Genomic DNA, 17,024 nt, shown 5'->3' on the forward strand with positions numbered 1-17,024 from the left:
CACACCGGTAGTTTCGTGAGGTGAGCATCCGGTCCATTCACCAGTCGGTCCGCCCGAGCCCGATTTTCCTGGCCATCGTCGCGGTCACCGCGCTCGGAGGTGTGCTGGCATGGCTGGCGGCCGCGACCCCGACGCCGCTGGCGTATGCCGGGGTGTTCATCTTCGTGATCGCCGGCTGGGTGGTGTCGCTGTCCCTGCACGAGTTCGGGCACGCCTTCACCGCGTGGCGGTTCGGCGACCGGGATGTGGAAATCCGCGGTTACCTGACGCTCAACCCCCTGAAGTACTCCAACCCGTTGCTGTCGTTGGCGTTACCGCTGGTGTTCATCGCGCTCGGCGGGATCGGCCTGCCCGGCGGGGCGGTCTACCTGCGGACATCGTCGATGACCAACCGGCAGCGCACGCTGGTGAGCCTGGCCGGACCGTTCGCCAACCTGGTTCTTGCGGTGCTGTTGTTGGCGCTGACCCGGCTGTTCTACGACCCGGCGCACAGCGTGTTCTGGGCCGGGATGGCTTTCCTGGGCTTTCTGCAGATCACCGCGCTGCTGCTGAACCTCTTGCCGATCCCGGGGCTGGACGGCTACAGCGCGCTGGAACCGCATCTGAGCTATGACACCCAGCGGGCCCTGAACGGATTCAAGCAGTGGGGTTTTTTCATCCTGTTCATCCTGCTGATCGCACCGCCGCTGAATCAGTGGTTCTTCTCGATCGTCTACTGGTTCTTCGAGCTGTCGGGTGTGCCCGCGTTTCTGTCCGGCGCCGGGAGCCAGCTCACCAGGTTCTGGTCGGCCTGGCTTTAGATCTGGCCCCCACCCATTCGGACATACGTCGATGCCGCTTCGGCGCGATTGGTCGCATGCAGTTTCCGCAGAACCCGTTTGACGTGGCATTTGACGGTGCCCGCCGAGATCACCAGCTCGTCGGCGATCTGCTGATTGGTCCGGCCGTTGGCCATCAGCCGCAGCACCTCCACCTCGCGGCGGGTGAGGATCGCGTGCGCCCGGGACGCGGCTTCCGCGAGTGACCGCGTGGCCTGACTGCGCTCGACGGGTTCGACCTTGCGCAGTTCGAGGTCGGCGTCTTGGAGCGCCTGCACCGCTTCGTCGGCGGATGCCAGCGCCCGGCGCACCTCCTCCTGCTGACGGCGCATCCGCTCCAACAGCACAGTGCGTTCGAAGGCGTAGCCGAATCCCTCGGCGAACGCCCACACCGTGTCGCGGTCGATCTCGTCGACCGTGCGACCCGAATACAACCGATCGGCGTGCAAAAACCCGATCACCTTCCCGGTCGGCATCACCGGTGCCGCCACATAGGAATGGGTCAGCGAGAAATCGACGATCGGCCGGTTGACCCGCGGATCGTTACGGGCGTCCCGGACGATCGCCGGGGCATGCCTGCGGATCATCTGGGTTTCCAACAGCATGTGGTCCAGCGGCGGCGCCACCGATTGCGCGAAGGCGACCATCTTGTCGGCGCCCTCGGTATCGGCCCCGAAGTAGGCGGACTCCATCACCATCCGGCCTTCGTGAACGCGAAAGAGCACCGCCCGGTCGAAACCACACGATTCGACGAGCTCCCTGGTGGCGCGGTCGACGATCTTGGCCACCTCGTCGACCACCCGTAGCTTGCTCAGCGCTTCCTGAACCTGCAATAGCGCCAACGTCCGCCGCCGGGCACCGTCCTCGATCAGCTCCCGCTCCAGCAGTGACAGATCCAGGACCGCTTCCAGCGCGGCAAGGGCCTCGTCTTTGCCGACGAAGTCGGTTCCGGCCGCCTCCAGTGCGGTGCGCACCACGGTGGCGTTGACGTCGACGGCCTCGGCCACTGACTGGACCGGATCTTCGGCCGGTTCGACGCCGCTGTTCTCACAGGCGTCGGCATAGCGGCGCCGAACGGCGCTGAACGGGCCGGGCCGCGATGCCCAGCCGGGATGGTTTCCGTCGATGAGGGTCATGATGGGCCGATCGTCCCACCGCGCGGACGACGGCGTAACCGAACTGCACGCAGATTCCGCCCGGACGGGATCAGGAGTGCTCCCCATCGGGATATCGACCCGTTTCCGCCGCTGTAACAGGCTGATCGGCATGCCATTGACCCATCTGCCCCGCCTGTGCGAACCGGCGGGTATCGCCGATCCGTATCCCCTCTACGAGGAATTGCGCGACCTGTCCCCCGTCGCCGGATACCGCGACTGGCCACCCGGCACAGTGCCCGGTCTCGACGAACCGGTGACCGCCTGGGCGTTGTTCCGCTACGACCAGGTCTTCGAGGCGGCGAAGGACAGCGCGACATTTTCCTCGCGTGACCCGATCCAGGAAGCGTCGTCGGCGCCGAGCCTGATGCTGGTCAACACCGACCCCCCGCTGCACACCGCCGAACGCAAACTGGTCAGCCAGGCGTTCTCCCCGCGTCGTGTCAAACGTCTCGGCGGATGGCTCGACGAGCTGATCCCCCGGCTACTCGATGAGCTCGGCGACGGTGAAACCGATGTGATGGCGTTCGCCGCAGAGGTGCCCACCAGGGCGATGGTCCGACTGCTCGGCCTCGAAGACGGCGATCACGTCCGCTTCAAACGCTGGGCGAACGCTTTCATGCTGTCCTCGTCGATGAGTCCCGACGAGCGGATGGCCAGTAACCAGGAGATGGTCGCGGCCTTCACCGCACGGCTCGTCGAACACACCGAACGGCACGACAGCAACGCTGACGACGCCGACGCCGAAGGCGCCGATGACCTGATCTCGGCGCTGCTGCGCGCCGAGGTCGACGGTCAGCGGCTCACCGCGGAGGAGATCGTCCGGTTCTGCGTGACGCTGGTGGTGGCGGGCAGCGAGACAACGACCTATCTGATCGGCAATCTGTTGCACGCATTGGCGACCGAGCCCGCGGTCACCGCACGACTGCGCGCCGACAGGTCGCTGTTGAACACCTTCGTCGAAGAGACGATGCGCCTCACCGGCCCTCCCCAGCGCTTGTTCCGGATCGCGACCCGAGATGTCGAGATCGCGGGATCGCTTATCCGCGAAGGTGATTGGGTAGCACTGTTCTTCGGATCCGCTAATCGAGACCCCGCGGTCTTCGACCACCCCGACCGCCTTGACCTGGACCGGCCCAATATCCGTGCGCAGCTTTCCCTGGGGCATGGTCTGCATTTCTGCCTCGGTGCCGCGCTCGCCCGTCTTGAGGTGATCGCGCTATTGAACGCTGTACTCGACCGGTTCGGCACGATCGCGCTGGGCGACGGTGCCAGCGTCAAACAGCAGGCCAGCCTGTTGACCCACGGCTACACCCAGCTGCCGCTGGTGCTCAGCCGATGACCAGCAATGCGACAACCAGTGTCGAGGCCCGCAATATCGCTGCCACCAAACTCATCTATGCCGCGATTCCCCGGGGCGATCTCGATACCGCGCTGAGCCAGATGGACCCCGATATCCGGATCACCTACTACGGCACACCGCAGATCCCGTACGCCGGGGACTTCGAAGGGATGTCCGCCGCCATCGACTTCTTCACCATCGTCGGAACCACCGTGGCCATCCTGGACCTGCAGGCCTGGACGTTCATCGCCGACGGTGACCAGTTGGCGACGTGGGGATGGATGCGCTTTCGACGCCTGGAGACCGGATTCGAGTGGGAATCGGAATTCGCCCACATCATCACGCTGCGCGACGGGCGCTGGTTGCATTTTCGGGACTTCATGAATTCGGCGCTGACGCACAACGCTTTTGCCTAGTCCGGGAGGCAGTGTGCGCCGGGGGCGGCATCGGACCCCTCACCCGCGATGTGCGTTTCCGCAATCGCGACCGATGCCACACCCGGCTTCAGCGACATCGGCACCCCCCTGCACCGATACCGCCACACTGCGTTACAAACATACATGTGTGTATGTAAGGGCGCCAGCCCAGTAGGCGAAAAATTAGATCTTGGTTAGGAGCGGGTGGCGATCCACGCGTTGATCGAGTCGTCGGCGGCCCGGCGCAGACCGGGTTTGGCCCGTTCCCATCGGCGGCGGGCGCGCGTCGGATCGGCGTCGACGAAGGACGAGATCAGGATGCCGCGCAGCGTGTCCATCACGGTGTAGAGGAACTGCACCATCGGCTTCTTGACCTCGTCGGGAACGTATTCCGCGACCGCAACGAAAACTGCACCCACCACTGTGCCCTCGACCTTGGCCACTTCGGCCCGCAGCGTGGGGTCGGTCCGGCCGGCAACCCACAGTTCCACGATGGGAATGAACATCGCGTCGGTGTGGATGTCCCAGACAATATCGAGGATGGCCTCCAGCGGCTCCTGTGCGCGCGCCATCCTGAGTCCGTACTCGGGAACGACGGTGGCCGTGCGGGTGGTGGCCAGATGCTGGATGGCGGCGAGCATCAGATCATCTCTGGAACCGAAGTGATGAACCTGCGCCCCGCGGGTCAAGCCTGCCATCTCCGCAACGCGCGGGGTCGTGGTGCCCGCGTAGCCGTACTTCACCAGACATTCGATGGTGGCTTCGAGCAGGCGGGTTCGCGTTTCGGCGCTGCGCTGCGCCTGACTGCGTCGCGGCGCGTGGGTCGTCACGCGCTGCACCCCCGAGTTCCCACGCCCTGACAATACAGTTTTGTGCGAATACAGCCGGTACAGCGGATTTCGGGTAGAGCGTCTTGCAATATATGCGGTTTTGCGCATATATTGCGGTGATGGGTGCGGGACACGATCACAGCCACGGCGGCGCGGATACCCGCGTCAGCCGGATGCTCATTGCCGCGGGCATTTTGACTGCCTTTTTCCTTCTGGAGCTGACCACCGCGCTGGCCATCAACTCGATCGCACTGCTGGCCGACGCCGGTCACATGCTGACCGACCTGGTTGCCATGTTCATGGGGTTGACAGCGGTCCTGCTGGCCAAGCACGGGCCTGCGTCGACGGCCAGGACTTACGGCTGGCACCGCGCGGAGGTGTTCACGGCGGTCGCCAATGCGGTGCTGCTGCTGGGCGTGGCCGGTTTCATCCTCTATGAGGCGTTCGAGAGGATCGGCGACGCGCCCGAGGTGCCCGGCGTCCCGATGATCGTCGTGGCCACCGCGGGCCTGGTCGCCAACGCCATCGTCGTCTTGCTCCTGCGGTCCCAGTCGGAGAGCAGCCTTGCCGTCAAGGGTGCCTACATGGAGGTCGTCGCCGACACCGTTGGCAGCGTCGGAGTACTGATCGCCGGCATCGTCACCGTCACGACCGGTTGGCCCTACGCCGACGTTGTGGTTGCCGTGCTGGTCGCGCTGTGGGTCCTGCCACGGGCGATCGCGCTGGCCCGGTCGGCGCTGCGCATCCTGTCCGAATCCTCACCCAGTCACATCGATGTCGACGAGCTTCGGACCGCGCTGGGCGCGGTGCCCGGCGTCACCGAAGTCCACGACCTGCACGTCTGGACCCTGGTGCCGGGACGCGATATGGCTACCGCGCATTTGACGGCCGGCGGCGACTCCGCACGGGTGTTGACCGAAGCCAGAGCCATCCTGTCCGCACGCGGATTGGAACACGCGACCGTCCAGGTCGAGCCGCCGGAAAGTGCCGACGACTGCCACGCGCACAACTGTTAGGCAAGCCCCAGCGCGCCGCGTGCCGCCGGATCACAATCGTCGAGCAGATCCAGACACCGTTGGTATTCATCGGTCTCGCCGATCGCGTCGGCGGCCTTCGCCAGTGTCGCGACACAGCGGAGAAATCCGCGGTTCGGCTCGTGCGAATACGGCACCGGGCCGAATCCCTTCCACCCGTTGCGTCGGAGCTGGTCGAGTCCGCGGTGGTACCCGGTGCGGGCGTAGGCGTAGGCGGTGATGACCTTGTCTTCCTCCAGCGCCTGCTCGGCCAGCACGGCCCACGCGATCGACGCCGTCGGGTGCGCCGCCGCGACGATCGCCGGATGCTCGTTGGCGAGCAGTTGTTCTTCGGCCTCGCTGTCACCAGGCAAGAAAACCGGCTGCGGTCCCAGGAGATCACCCATGCGCGTCATGGTGACCATTGTGACGGTCACGTGTCCCGCGCTCCTCACCGGCTCGTCGGCTGGGCGCCCGGTCACGACGTTAGGCTCACGCCGCTAGGCTCTGAAGACGCGTAGCAGCCACTTTTCAAGTGTCGATCCGGGGAGGACAGCAGTACCGATGTCGAATCCAACAGGACCCGACCGGGACGGCGATCCGGAACGGACGCCCAGCCTGGAAAACGGCGCAGAAGACGGCGACGCCGACGCGGCCACCGAGGTCACCGAGGTCCATGCCGACCCGCCGACCGAGGTATTTCCCGCCGGCGATGAAACGCCGGCGGAGCCGACTGTCGCCTCGGGAGAGCGCCGATTCACTGCACCGTCGGGGATGGATGCCGGCTCGACGCAAATCATCGATCGCGCGCCCGAACCGGCCACCGAGATCTTCAACGTCCCGGACGATGCGACTGGACCCACCCAGTTCCCCGATGCCGAAGCAGCCAAAAATGCTGCCCCGCAAGCGATTCCACCCCGGGTGGACGTCGCGAAGCCACCCGCCAAGCGACGCAGTTGGGGTTGGGTGGTTGCCGTCCTACTGGTGATCGCCGCCCTGGTGGCGGTCGCCGTGCTGGTGACGGTGCTCCTGACCCGCAAGAGCACGCCGGCCGCGTCCCAGGAAGATCGGGTGCGCCAGACCATCCAGGGCTTCGACACCGCCATCCAAACCGGTGACCTGGCCACCCTGCGCAGCATCACCTGCGGTGACACCGCGGCCAGCTACAACAAGTACGACGACCGGCAGTGGAGCGATACCCACAGCAGGGTCGCGGCGGCCAAACAGTATCCGGTGGTGGCCAGCGTCGATCAGGTGATCGTCAACGGCGAACACGCCGAGGCCAACGTGACCACCTTCATGGCCTTCGACCCCGCGACGCGATCAACCCGCAGCTTCGACCTGCAGTTCCGCGATGAGCAGTGGAAGATCTGCCAGGCACCGGGCAACTGACCTGCGAAGTTCTTACCGAAGCATTACTCGCTACTCCCCGCCGCCTTATATTGCGCCGATAACTTCATAGTCATGCTGATCGACGTTCGCTGGCTCGGGTTCCGTCTCTTCCACCGTCACAAGGCCGCGCGCTAACCTGCGATTTCGGCGCGCAAACCCGCGTCACCGCGGGTCAGCGCGCACAAGCCGCTGCTCTTCTAGCCTGCCGACACACTCCGGCCTGCGCTGTGCAGGTCATTGCACGCCTCGATAACCCGCTCGGTCATTCCCGCTTCTGCCTTCTTCAGGTAACTGCGCGGGTCATATGCCTTTTTGTTGCCGACCTCGCCATCCACCTTCAGCACGCCGTCGTAATTGCTGAAGAAATGGCCCGCGATCTGGCGGCTGAAGGCGTACTGCATATCGGTGTCGACGTTCATCTTGACCACGCCGTACTTCAGCGAATCCTCAATTTCGGACTTCAACGAGCCCGAACCGCCGTGGAAGACGAAGTCGAACGGCTGCGATCCGGCGGGCAGGCCCAGCTTGGTGGCCGCCACCTTCTGCCCTTCGGCCAGCACCTCCGGCTTCAGCACGACGTTGCCCGGTTTGTAGACGCCGTGGACATTGCCGAACGTCGCGGCCAGCAGATACCGGCCCTGCTCGCCGATACCGAGTGCGTCGACGGTCTTCTCGAAATCTTCTGCGCTGGTGTAGAGCTTGTCGTTGATCTCGGCCTCGACGCCGTCTTCTTCGCCGCCGACCACACCGATCTCGATCTCCAGGATGATCTTCGCGGCCGCGGCGATCTTCAGGAGTTCCTTTGCGATGGAAAGGTTCTCGTCGATCGGCACGGCTGAACCGTCCCACATGTGCGACTGGAACAACGGGTTCTTACCCGCCGCGACCCGCTCGCCCGAGATCGCCAGCAGCGGTCGGACATAGGTGTCCAGCTTGTCCTTGGGGCAGTGGTCGGTGTGCAGAGCGACCGTGATCGGGTACTTGGCGGCGACGACGTGCGCGAACTCGGCGAGGGCGACCGCGCCGGTCACCATGTCCTTGATACCCAGGCCGGAACCGAACTCCGCACCACCGGTCGAGAACTGGATGATGCCGTCACTGCCAGCGTCTGCGAAACCCTTGATCGCCGCATTGATGCTCTCCGAGCCGACGGCGTTGACCGCGGGGAATGCGAAAGAGTGTTCCTTGGCACGGCCCAGCATCTCGGCGTAGACCTCGGGCGTGGCGATGGGCATGGATGTTCCTCTCGGCTGATCAGCTCGGTGTCGCAAGCAGTATCTCAAGAACCGCGCCAACATCGCAGCCCAGTCCACCAGCCCGGTATGTTGGGGCGTCATGACCAGCACCACCCTCGCGCTCATGCCGGATTTCCTGGACCCGCTGACGCTCATCGGATACTTCGGTACCTGGGCCCTGGTGGGTCTGCTGGTGGTCATCTTCGTCGAGTCCGGGGTGCTCTTCCCGGTGCTCCCCGGTGACACCCTGCTGTTCGTCGCAGGCATGCTCGCCGCAGGCACCGCCGCCCAGCCCGGCGGTGATCAGATCAACTTCCAGCTGTGGCAGCTGCTGGTGTTCATCCCCATCGCCGCCATCCTCGGCGGACAGGTCGGCTATTTCATCGGACGCAGCATCGGCACCTCGATGTTCAAACCCAACGCCAGGTTCCTCAAACAGCGCTACCTCGACGAAGCGCACCTGTTCTTCGAGCAGCGCGGTCCGTTCGCCATCGTGCTGGCCCGGTTCGTCCCCATCGTGCGCACGTTGGCGCCGATCACCGCAGGCGCCGCAGGTATGAAGTACGCGGTCTTCACCCTGTACAACGTCGTCGGCGCCATCGTGTGGGGCGTCGGCCTTGTGCTGCTCGGTTACGGTCTCGGCCAGTTCGAGATCATCCAGAAGCTGCTCGAACCGATCTTCATTCTGATTGCGTTGATCTCGGTCGTCCCGTTGTTCCTCGAATGGTTGAAGCGGCGCCGGGCCGCTAAGGGCACCACGCCAGCAGACGGTGAGCCGACCGCCGAGCAGGCCTAGTACCCGACGTTCTCCACCTGCGAGTTGGCCCAGCCCGTCGACACACTGCTCGACACCGCACGGACCCGGGCATACAGCTCAGCGGTGCTCTCGTAGAACGGCTCCGAGTCTTCGACTTTGGCCCGGGGCACGATGACACCGGTGACGAAGGAATTCGGCCCGATGTGTCGCGCACCGAACTGAAAGCTGTTGTCGGTCAACACCAGATCATCGCTGAAGGTGTCGTCGTCCATCACCCGGATCTGGATGTTCATCAAGCCCTTGTCCACCTTGCGGACATCGGCTTCGGTCATCAGGATCGTGCCTCCGACCGTGAGGTTCACATCCTGATTTGCATTGCGCGGCGCCACATAGATCCACGCGCCCACCATTTTCGCCATCGTCTTCTCCCCTGTTTTCACGATGCTTGTGCACCGTGACGACAAGTGTTGGCGCTGGAGTCGGGCAGGACGCGCGTAGCGGGCTACCTGTTGTGACGGCTTAGAACAGCACCTTCGCCAGTTCACGCAGTGCGGGCCGCGGATCGAGCATCGGGTTGTCGCCGAGCACCTGCAGGACGACGTGGTCGGCGCCGGCGTCGAGATGGGCGGTCACCTTTGCCGCCGCCTCCTCCACCGATCCCATGCCGACCAACGCCCGGGCTAGCCGGTCGGAGCCACCCTTGACCAGATCGGTCTCTTCGTCGAAACCCTGGCGCAGCCAGGAATTGCGGTAGTTCGGCAACCCGCTGTAGACGTCGAGATGGCCGTGCGCCCAAGCGAGTTGTTCCTCGGCAGTACCGCCGACGGCGACCGCCTGCTCGGACACCACCCACTTGCTGTCTCCCAAGATCTCCCGGGTGACGCGGGTCTGCTCGGGCAAAACCAGATAGGGGTGGGCGCCGTCGGCGGCGCTACCTGATAGCTCGATCATCTTCGGGCCAAGCGCGGCCAGCAGTCTGGTGGGCCGCCCGACACCCGGTTCGATCATGTCCGAGACAGCGGCCATCTTCTCCAGGTACGTGCGCATGGTGGCCAGTGGTTTGGCGTACACCCCACCCATGCCGTATTCGACCAGCGGCGCATGGCTGACCCCGAGGCCGAGGACGAAGCGACCGGGATGGAGCGCGGTCAGGGTGCGCCCACCAGTCTCGGCGGCCGATGGCAGCCGAATGTGGATATTGGCGATGCCAGTACCGACGACGAGCCGTTCGGTAGCGGCAAGGAATGCTGCGGACTGGGTCAAGGCTTCCTTGCCGACCACCTCGGGCAGGAACAGTGACCCGAAGCCGAGCTCCTCGATCTCACGGGCCACCTCCTGCGCGTCGATGATCGACCAGGTCTCGCTGGCCCACCACACGCCGATGCGGGAAGGAAAGTCGATGCGGGCGCGCGCTTCAGAAGTCACGACTGTGATGCTATGCGCCCACGGCGACGAACATTTCACGCAGGCCGCTCAACGAGTGCGCGGGCATCAGCACATCGCAGTACGGCAGCGCCGCGGCCATCGAACCGGCCAGCGGTCGGTAGTCGGGTGCGGCGGCGCGCGGATTGAGCCACACCACGCGGTGGGCGCGACGACGCAGCCGCGCCATCGCGTGGCCGAGTACCTCCGGCGGATCGGAGTCCCAACCGTCGGACGCGATGATGACGATCGCACCGCGCAACGCGTTACCGTGCGGCGCGGTCAACATGGCGGCCACGCTGCGACCCAGGTGCGTGCCGCCGTAGCGGTCGCCGACTTTGGCGTTGGCCCGTGCCAGCGCCACCTCGGCCGAGCGATGCGACAGCACCGATGTCAACCGGGTCAGCGACGTCGAAAAGGCGAATACCTCAGGCCGGATGGTGGCCCCACGCAGTACCGTCGCCCGCATCAGGTGCAGATAGATGGTCGCATACGGCTGCATGGATCTGCTTACGTCGCAGAGGAATACGATCCGCCGCGGACGTTGCCGCCGGCGCATCCGGACCAGCCGGACCACCTCCCACCCGGTGGTCCGCGATGCCCGCATCGTCTGGCGCAGATCGATCCTGGTGCCGTGCCTGCTGAGTTCACGCCGCAGGCTGCGGCGCCGCGGCCAGGACGCGGACGCCTTTTCCAGCCAGGTACCGATCAGACGCAGATCCCCCTCGTCGAACGTCTCGAAGGCATCATCGGCGCGGGCGATCAGTCGGCTTGGCAAGGCGTCCGGGATCGCGATATCGGTATCGGATAGCTCAGAAAATTCCGCGGCGGCGATCGAGGTGGGCCGGGTAACCCATGGCAGACCGCTGCCATCCAGTGTGGGGCCCTGCGCACCGCGCACCCCGGGCACCGATGCCGCGGCCGACCCCAGCGGAGACTTCATGCCCACCGGATCCAGCCCCAACACCGCGTCGGCGAACACCTCGGCGAAAACGGCGTCGAAGCGCGGCAGGTCCTCGACTCGGTTGACCAAGGTCAGACGCGCAGCCCAATACAGCTCGCGCTGCCACACCGGCGTCAGGTAGTCCAGTGCCGCAACGAATCCCGATGCCCCGCTGGCCGCTACGGTCACTCCGCCAGATCGCAACCGGGCCACCAGGGCGACCGCGAAGGCTGCGCGGTCCACACCGCGCAGCATGATCGGGGCAGTCATCTGCCCGCGCGTGCTCCCTTTCGGGCGATCAGCGCGACGATGACAGCCACCACGACTGCGGCTACCGCAACCGGTAGGTACTTCTTGATTGCCGTGCCGCCCGCGAGTTCCAGCAAGTCGATCGGAGCGGCTTCGGGTTGCGGTGACACCTGCAACGGAATGACCGGTGTCGGTTCCGCGGCATCCTCGGCGGGCGCCGCCGTGGCGGGGACAGCCGGTGCGTTCTCGGCGGCCAGTTTGGCCTCAAGCGATTCCACGAACTGCCCGAGCAGCTTCTCCGAAACTTGCTGCAACATACCGCTGCCGAACTGAGCCAGCTTGCCGACCACCTTCAGATCGGTGTCGACGGTGACCCGGGTCCGGTCGCCATCCTCGTGCAGAATGGCGGTGACGGTGGCCGCGGCGTTGCCGGTGCCGCGGGACTCTTTGCCCTTGGCGTCGATGACGGCCCGGTAGTTCTCGCGGTCGCTTTCGACGAATCGCACCTTGCCGTTGAACTCACTGGTCACCGGCCCCACTTTGATCTTCACCTTGCCGAGAGTGTCGTCACCCTCGTGTCCGGTCATCGTGGCACCTGGCATCAGCGGGATCACTTGCTCCAGATCGTTGAACAGCTCCCAGGCCTGACCTATCGGCGCTGTGACGGTGAACTCGTTGGCGATCTTCATGTGGTTCTTCCTTTCCTGTACGCGACCCCGCCGTTACGGCGAGCTGTATTCGACGAACGCGTCGGCGATCACGTCGTGGTCATCGGGGGTTTTGGCCAGCGCGCCAAGGCTGGCCAGGGCGTGCTGGGTCTGCGCCGCCACCAGGTCGGTCACCTTCAGTGCGACGAGCGCTGCCACCCAGTCAATGGTTTCGGCGACCCCTGGCTGCTTGTCCAGGTCGAGTTTCCTTGCCGCACCTACGAACTGAGTGGTCTGTTCGATGAGAGCCGTGGTGGCGCCAGGAACAGTACGCCGCACGATTTCCGCGGCGCGCGCTGGATCCGGGTAGTCGATCCAGTGGTAGAGACAACGCCGGCGCAGGGCGTCGTGCAGGTCACGACTGCGGTTGGACGTGAGGACCGCGATCGGTGGTCGCTCCGCAGTGAAGGTGCCCAGTTCGGGCACCGTCACCGAAGCTTCACCAAGGAATTCCAGCAGCAGCGCCTCGAATTCGTCATCGGCACGGTCGATTTCGTCGATAAGCAGCACCGGCGGGTTGTCACCCCGGTACCGCACACACTGCAGGATCGGCCGGTCGATCAGGTAGGCCTCGGTGTACAGGTCCGATTCTTCGATACCTGCGCCACGCGCCTCGGCCAATCGAATCGCCAGCAGTTGACGCTGATAGTTCCAATCGTAGAGGGCCTCCGCCGCGGTGAGCCCTTCGTAACACTGCAACCGGACCACCGGTGAACGAAGCACCTTGGCAAGGGTCTTCGCCGCCGAGGTCTTGCCGACGCCAGGTTCCCCCTCCAACAGCAGTGGCCGACCGAGGGCGGTAGCCAGGTAGAACGCGGCGGCCGTGCCCGCATCGAGGAGATGATCGTGGGCGTCGAAACGATGCACGACATCATCGACATCGGTGAACGTGCTCGGCGTCATCCGCCAGCCTGCGTCGCAACAAAGGAAGCCCGACAGCCCGGACCGCAGAACCAGTAGTCAGCGCCGGCCACATGCAGATGTTCGGCGCCGGAGACCACGGCGACCGACATTCCGCAGACCGGGTCGACCGCCTCGTCCACCACATGCGCCGCACGGATCGGGATGTCCAGGCCGTCGACGCGGATCGCCGCGATCACCTCTGCCACCACTGACACGGCGATCTCGGCCGGTGTCTTCGCCCCGATCGGCAGGCCGACCGGAGTATGCACCCTGGCCCGCTCCTGGTCGGAGAGCCCCAGCCCGTCCAGCACCGAGGCACCACGAATTCTGCTGGCCACCAACCCGATATAACCGATGCCTGCGTCGAGAGCCGCTCGGACCATCTCGCCTTCTGGCCCACCGTGACTCGCGATCACGATCGCCGTCGCAGCGGCCAGGTCAGCGCCGGCCAGGTCATCCACCGAATCGCCACCGACCACGTCATAGCCCAGGACCGTGCAGATCTCGACCAGTGCGGCGGCGATGGGTGTCGCACCGTGCACCCGGATCAGGGGCGCAGGCACCTGGGGCACCAGAAAGATCTCCAACGCACCACCGGAGAGACACGGGTTGACCACGACACATGCGCCGGGCGCCTCCGGGAAGGCCACATCCCCGTCGGGGAGCACCCGCAGCAATACGCTCTCATTGGTCTGTAGCGCGCCCAGCGCCGCCTTCCGGACGGAGTTCTGCGCACACTGCCCGCCGACAAATCCTTCGATTGTGCCGTCGGACAACATGATCGCTTCATCGCCCGGATGCGCGGAGGTGGGTGGTTGCGCGCGCACGACGGTGGCGTGCACGAACGGGGTTCGGGTCCCGCGTAGCTGCGCAGCGCGCTCCGTCATCGTCATATCTGATCTCATATCGGCGGGGTGGCGCGGCCTTGCATCGCCTCCCACACCCTCGATGGGGTCAGCGGCATATCCGCGTGCCGAACCCCGAACGGCGCCAACGCATCCACCACGGCGTTCACCACGGCCGGCGGGGAGCCAACGGTGGCCGATTCGCCGACGCCTTTGGCTCCGATCGGGTGGTGCGGTGACGGTGTCACGGTGTGCCCGGTCTCCAGGTGCGGCACCTCCATGGCGGTCGGGATCAGGTAATCCATCAGCGATCCGCCCAGGCAGTTGCCGTCATCGTCGAAGGCAATCATCTCCATCAGGGCCATCCCGATCCCGTCGACGATCCCGCCGTGCACCTGGCCTTCGATGATCATCGGGTTGATCCGGGTGCCACAGTCGTCGACAGCCAGGAAGCGGCGCACCGTGACCACCGCGGTGCCGGGGTCGATATCGACAACGCAGAAGTACGCCCCGTACGGGTAGGTGAGATTCTCCGGGTTGTAACAGATCTGGGCATCCAGGCCGCCCTCCAGCCCCTCGGGGAGGTCGCCGGCACCGTGGGCCTTCATCGCGATGTCCTGGATGGTCACCGAGGCGGTCGGATCGCCCTTCACATGAAAGGACCCTTTGTCCCATTCCAGGTCGGCGACGCTGGCCTCCAACATTCCCGAGGCGATGATCTTCGCCTTGTCGCGGACCTTGCGGGCCACCAGTGCCGCGGCCGCACCCGATACCGGGGTGGAGCGACTTCCGTAGGTGCCCAGGCCGAACGGGGTCTGGTCGGTGTCACCGTGCACCACGTCGATATCTTCCGGCGGGATACCGAGCTCTTCGGCGACGATCTGCGCGAACGTCGTCTCATGGCCCTGTCCCTGGGTCTGCACCGATAGCCGCACCACCGCCTTGCCCGTCGGATGCACCCGCAGCTCGCACCCGTCGGCCATGCCAAGGCCCAGGATGTCCATATCCTTGCGCGGGCCTGCGCCGACGGCCTCGGTGAAGAACGACATGCCGATGCCCATCAGCTCGCCGCGGTCACGCTTCTCGGCCTGCTCACGGCGCAACTCGTCGTAGCCGATCATGTCCATGGCCAACCGCATGGTGGTCTCGTAGTCGCCCGAGTCGTATTCCCAGCCGGTTTTGGATTTGTACGGAAACTGCTCCGGTTTCAACAGGTTTCGCAGGCGCAGCTCAGCTGGATCGATCTTCATCTCATGCGCCAGACAGTCCACCAGGCGTTCGACGAAATACACGGCTTCGGTGATACGGAAGGAGCAGGCGTACGCCACGCCGCCCGGGGCCTTGTTGGTGAACACCGCCGTCATATGGCAGTACGCGGCCTCGATGTCGTAGCTGCCGGTGAACACCCCGAAGAAGCCGGCCGGGTACTTCAGCGGCGATGCCACGCAGTTGAAGGCACCGTGATCGGCCAGCACGTTGGAGCGGATCGCGAGAATCTTGCCGTCTTTGGTCGCGGCGATATCGCCGACCATGATGTAGTCGCGGGCGAAACCGGTGGACGTCAGGTTCTCGCTGCGGTCCTCCATCCACTTGACCGGCTTGCCGAGGATCAGCGAGCCGACGATCGCGCACACGTACCCCGGGTAGATGGGCACCTTGTTGCCGAACCCGCCGCCGATATCGGGGGCGATGACCCGGATCTTGTGCTCGGGCAGTCCGGCCACCAATGCGTAGAGCGTCCGGTGGGCATGCGGAGCCTGGGTGGTCGACCACAGGGTGAGCTTGCCGCTGATCGGGTCGAGATCGGCTACCGCACCACAGGTTTCCATCGGAGCGGGATGCACCCGCGGGTAGATGATCTCCTGGGTAACGACCACATCGGCCCTGGCGAACACGGCGTCGGTGGCAGCCGCATCACCGGTTTCCCAGTCGAAACAGTGATTGTCGGCCTTGCCTTCGAGGTCGGTCCGGATGATCTCGGCATCCGGTGCCAGGGCTTGGCGAACATCGACAACGGGTTGTAGTGGTTCGTAATCGACGTCGATCAGTTCCAGCGCGTCACGCGCGGAGTAGCGGTCCTCGGCGACGACGAACGCCACCTCCTGGCCCTGGAATCGGACCTTGTCGGTGGCCAGCACCGCCTGCACGTCGTTGGACAGGGTCGGCATCCAGGCCAGACCCTTTTCGGCCAGATCGGCCCCGGTCACCACGGCCTTGACCTTCGGATGTGCAAGGGCGGCAGAGACATCGATGCCGGTGATCTTGGCGTGCGCGTACGGCGAGCGCAGGATCGCCAGGTGCAGCATGCCGTGCAGATTGATGTCGTCGACGTAGTTGCCCTTGCCTCGAATGAAGCGCGGATCTTCCTTACGCAGCATCCGGCCGTAGCCACAGGGCTTCTTGTCGTTATCGGCCCGATCGTTCTCAGACGGCGGCCGAACCTCGGTCGTTGTCATCACTTGCTCCCGGCTTCGATGAGGTGATCGCCGGCGTCGCCACCGAGGGTGTCCTCGGTCTGAGCCTCGGGGGCGAAGTCGTCGCGCCCTGCCCTGGCCGCCCATTGGATGGACCGGACGATCGTGGTGTAGCCGGTGCACCGGCAGATCTGGCCGGAGATGGCTTCGCGGATGGTCTCCTCATCCGGATCGGGTATCCGGTCGAGCAATGCGCGGGCGGTGATCATCATGCCGGGGGTGCAGAACCCGCACTGCAGGCCGTGGCACTGCATGAACCCCTCCTGCACCGGGTCCAGCTTGCCGTCCACCTCCATGCCCTCGACCGTTCGAACGTCATGACCGGAGGCCATCGCGGCGAGCATCGTGCAGGACTTCACCGGCTCACCGTCGACGCTGACCACACACGTGCCGCAGTTCGACGTGTCGCAGCCCCAATGTGTTCCGGTCAGGCGTAGCTGATCGCGGAGAAAGTGCACGAGCAGCAGTCGCGGCTCGATGTCGGCGCTGACCGAATCACCGTTGACTGTCATGTTGACCTGCAT

General features: G+C 65.1%; 18 protein-coding genes. 6 read left to right on the forward strand and 12 right to left on the reverse strand.

Annotated elements, in window-relative coordinates; translation table 11 throughout:
* Nucleotides 1-20 precede the first annotated feature (20 nt).
* A complete protein-coding gene (locus tag ADBZ9O_RS29700; RefSeq protein WP_526526979.1) occupies nt 21-800 on the forward strand; it encodes a site-2 protease family protein in 780 nt (259 codons plus the stop codon).
* Here ADBZ9O_RS29700 and ADBZ9O_RS29705 read toward each other — a convergent pair.
* On the reverse strand, nt 797-1,954 hold the full coding sequence (locus ADBZ9O_RS29705; protein WP_526533656.1) for a LuxR C-terminal-related transcriptional regulator: 1,158 nt from the start codon (nt 1,952-1,954) through the stop codon (nt 797-799). The genes ADBZ9O_RS29700 and ADBZ9O_RS29705 overlap by 4 nt on opposite strands.
* Nucleotides 1,955-2,084: 130 nt before the next feature.
* On the opposite strand from ADBZ9O_RS29705, the gene ADBZ9O_RS29710 reads away from it, so the two are divergent.
* Together ADBZ9O_RS29710 and ADBZ9O_RS29715 are read left to right on the forward strand one after the other, a co-directional pair.
* Nucleotides 2,085-3,314, forward strand: coding sequence for a cytochrome P450 (locus tag ADBZ9O_RS29710; RefSeq protein ID WP_526526981.1), 1,230 nt, complete (start codon nt 2,085-2,087; stop codon nt 3,312-3,314).
* Complete coding sequence (locus ADBZ9O_RS29715; protein ID WP_526526983.1) at nt 3,311-3,730, forward strand: nuclear transport factor 2 family protein; 420 nt, start codon at nt 3,311-3,313, stop codon at nt 3,728-3,730. Before ADBZ9O_RS29710 ends, ADBZ9O_RS29715 begins: the two co-directional genes overlap by 4 nt.
* A 194-nt stretch (nt 3,731-3,924) precedes the next feature.
* Here ADBZ9O_RS29715 and ADBZ9O_RS29720 read toward each other — a convergent pair whose 3' ends face one another.
* On the reverse strand, nt 3,925-4,569 hold the full coding sequence (locus tag ADBZ9O_RS29720) for a TetR/AcrR family transcriptional regulator (protein ID WP_526526985.1): 645 nt from the start codon (nt 4,567-4,569) through the stop codon (nt 3,925-3,927).
* Nucleotides 4,570-4,679: 110 nt separating this feature from the next.
* On the opposite strand from ADBZ9O_RS29720, the gene ADBZ9O_RS29725 reads away from it, so the two are divergent.
* Complete coding sequence (locus ADBZ9O_RS29725; protein WP_526526987.1) at nt 4,680-5,576, forward strand: cation diffusion facilitator family transporter; 897 nt, start codon at nt 4,680-4,682, stop codon at nt 5,574-5,576.
* On the opposite strand, the gene ADBZ9O_RS29730 is transcribed toward ADBZ9O_RS29725, so the two are convergent.
* Nucleotides 5,573-5,989 (reverse strand): DUF3151 family protein, encoded by a 417-nt coding sequence (locus ADBZ9O_RS29730; RefSeq protein WP_526533658.1) that lies wholly within the window; start codon nt 5,987-5,989, stop codon nt 5,573-5,575. The genes ADBZ9O_RS29725 and ADBZ9O_RS29730 overlap by 4 nt on opposite strands.
* 148 nt (nt 5,990-6,137) lie before the next feature.
* On the opposite strand from ADBZ9O_RS29730, the gene ADBZ9O_RS29735 reads away from it, so the two are divergent.
* The gene (locus tag ADBZ9O_RS29735) at nt 6,138-6,965 is read left to right on the forward strand and encodes an Rv0361 family membrane protein (RefSeq protein ID WP_526526988.1); all 828 of its coding nucleotides are present in this window, start codon (nt 6,138-6,140) and stop codon (nt 6,963-6,965) included.
* A 197-nt stretch (nt 6,966-7,162) separates the two neighbouring features.
* On the opposite strand, the gene fbaA is transcribed toward ADBZ9O_RS29735, so the two are convergent.
* Complete coding sequence (gene fbaA, locus ADBZ9O_RS29740; protein WP_526526990.1) at nt 7,163-8,200, reverse strand: class II fructose-bisphosphate aldolase; 1,038 nt, start codon at nt 8,198-8,200, stop codon at nt 7,163-7,165.
* Between the two features lie 100 nt (nt 8,201-8,300).
* Between fbaA and ADBZ9O_RS29745 the strand changes: the two genes are divergently transcribed.
* Nucleotides 8,301-8,996: a VTT domain-containing protein gene (locus ADBZ9O_RS29745; protein ID WP_526526992.1), complete on the forward strand. Its 696-nt coding sequence runs from the start codon at nt 8,301-8,303 to the stop codon at nt 8,994-8,996.
* Here ADBZ9O_RS29745 and ADBZ9O_RS29750 read toward each other — a convergent pair.
* The 8 genes from ADBZ9O_RS29750 to ADBZ9O_RS29785 form a co-directional block, all read right to left on the reverse strand.
* The gene (locus ADBZ9O_RS29750) at nt 8,993-9,376 is read right to left on the reverse strand and encodes a hypothetical protein (RefSeq protein ID WP_526526993.1); all 384 of its coding nucleotides are present in this window, start codon (nt 9,374-9,376) and stop codon (nt 8,993-8,995) included. The genes ADBZ9O_RS29745 and ADBZ9O_RS29750 overlap by 4 nt on opposite strands.
* Nucleotides 9,377-9,476: 100 nt before the next feature.
* Complete coding sequence (locus tag ADBZ9O_RS29755) at nt 9,477-10,382, reverse strand: LLM class F420-dependent oxidoreductase (RefSeq protein ID WP_526526995.1); 906 nt, start codon at nt 10,380-10,382, stop codon at nt 9,477-9,479.
* Between the two features lie 10 nt (nt 10,383-10,392).
* Nucleotides 10,393-11,592 carry a vWA domain-containing protein gene (locus tag ADBZ9O_RS29760; RefSeq protein WP_526526997.1) on the reverse strand — a complete coding sequence of 400 codons (1,200 nt, stop codon included), beginning with the start codon at nt 11,590-11,592 and terminating at the stop codon, nt 10,393-10,395.
* A complete protein-coding gene (locus ADBZ9O_RS29765) occupies nt 11,589-12,260 on the reverse strand; it encodes an SRPBCC family protein (protein ID WP_526526999.1) in 672 nt (223 codons plus the stop codon). Before ADBZ9O_RS29765 ends, ADBZ9O_RS29760 begins: the two co-directional genes overlap by 4 nt.
* Before the next feature lie 33 nt (nt 12,261-12,293).
* Nucleotides 12,294-13,181: an ATP-binding protein gene (locus tag ADBZ9O_RS29770; RefSeq protein WP_526527001.1), complete on the reverse strand. Its 888-nt coding sequence runs from the start codon at nt 13,179-13,181 to the stop codon at nt 12,294-12,296.
* A complete protein-coding gene (locus ADBZ9O_RS29775; protein WP_526527003.1) occupies nt 13,178-14,074 on the reverse strand; it encodes an XdhC family protein in 897 nt (298 codons plus the stop codon). The genes ADBZ9O_RS29770 and ADBZ9O_RS29775 overlap by 4 nt, the downstream gene beginning before the upstream one ends.
* Nucleotides 14,075-14,082: 8 nt before the next feature.
* A complete protein-coding gene (locus ADBZ9O_RS29780) occupies nt 14,083-16,482 on the reverse strand; it encodes an aerobic carbon-monoxide dehydrogenase large subunit (RefSeq protein WP_526527005.1) in 2,400 nt (799 codons plus the stop codon).
* Nucleotides 16,482-17,024 (reverse strand): (2Fe-2S)-binding protein, encoded by a 543-nt coding sequence (locus tag ADBZ9O_RS29785; protein WP_526527007.1) that lies wholly within the window; start codon nt 17,022-17,024, stop codon nt 16,482-16,484. Before ADBZ9O_RS29785 ends, ADBZ9O_RS29780 begins: the two co-directional genes overlap by 1 nt.

This window comes from Mycobacterium sp., from assembly GCF_965229105.1.
Classification (GTDB): domain Bacteria; phylum Actinomycetota; class Actinomycetes; order Mycobacteriales; family Mycobacteriaceae; genus Mycobacterium.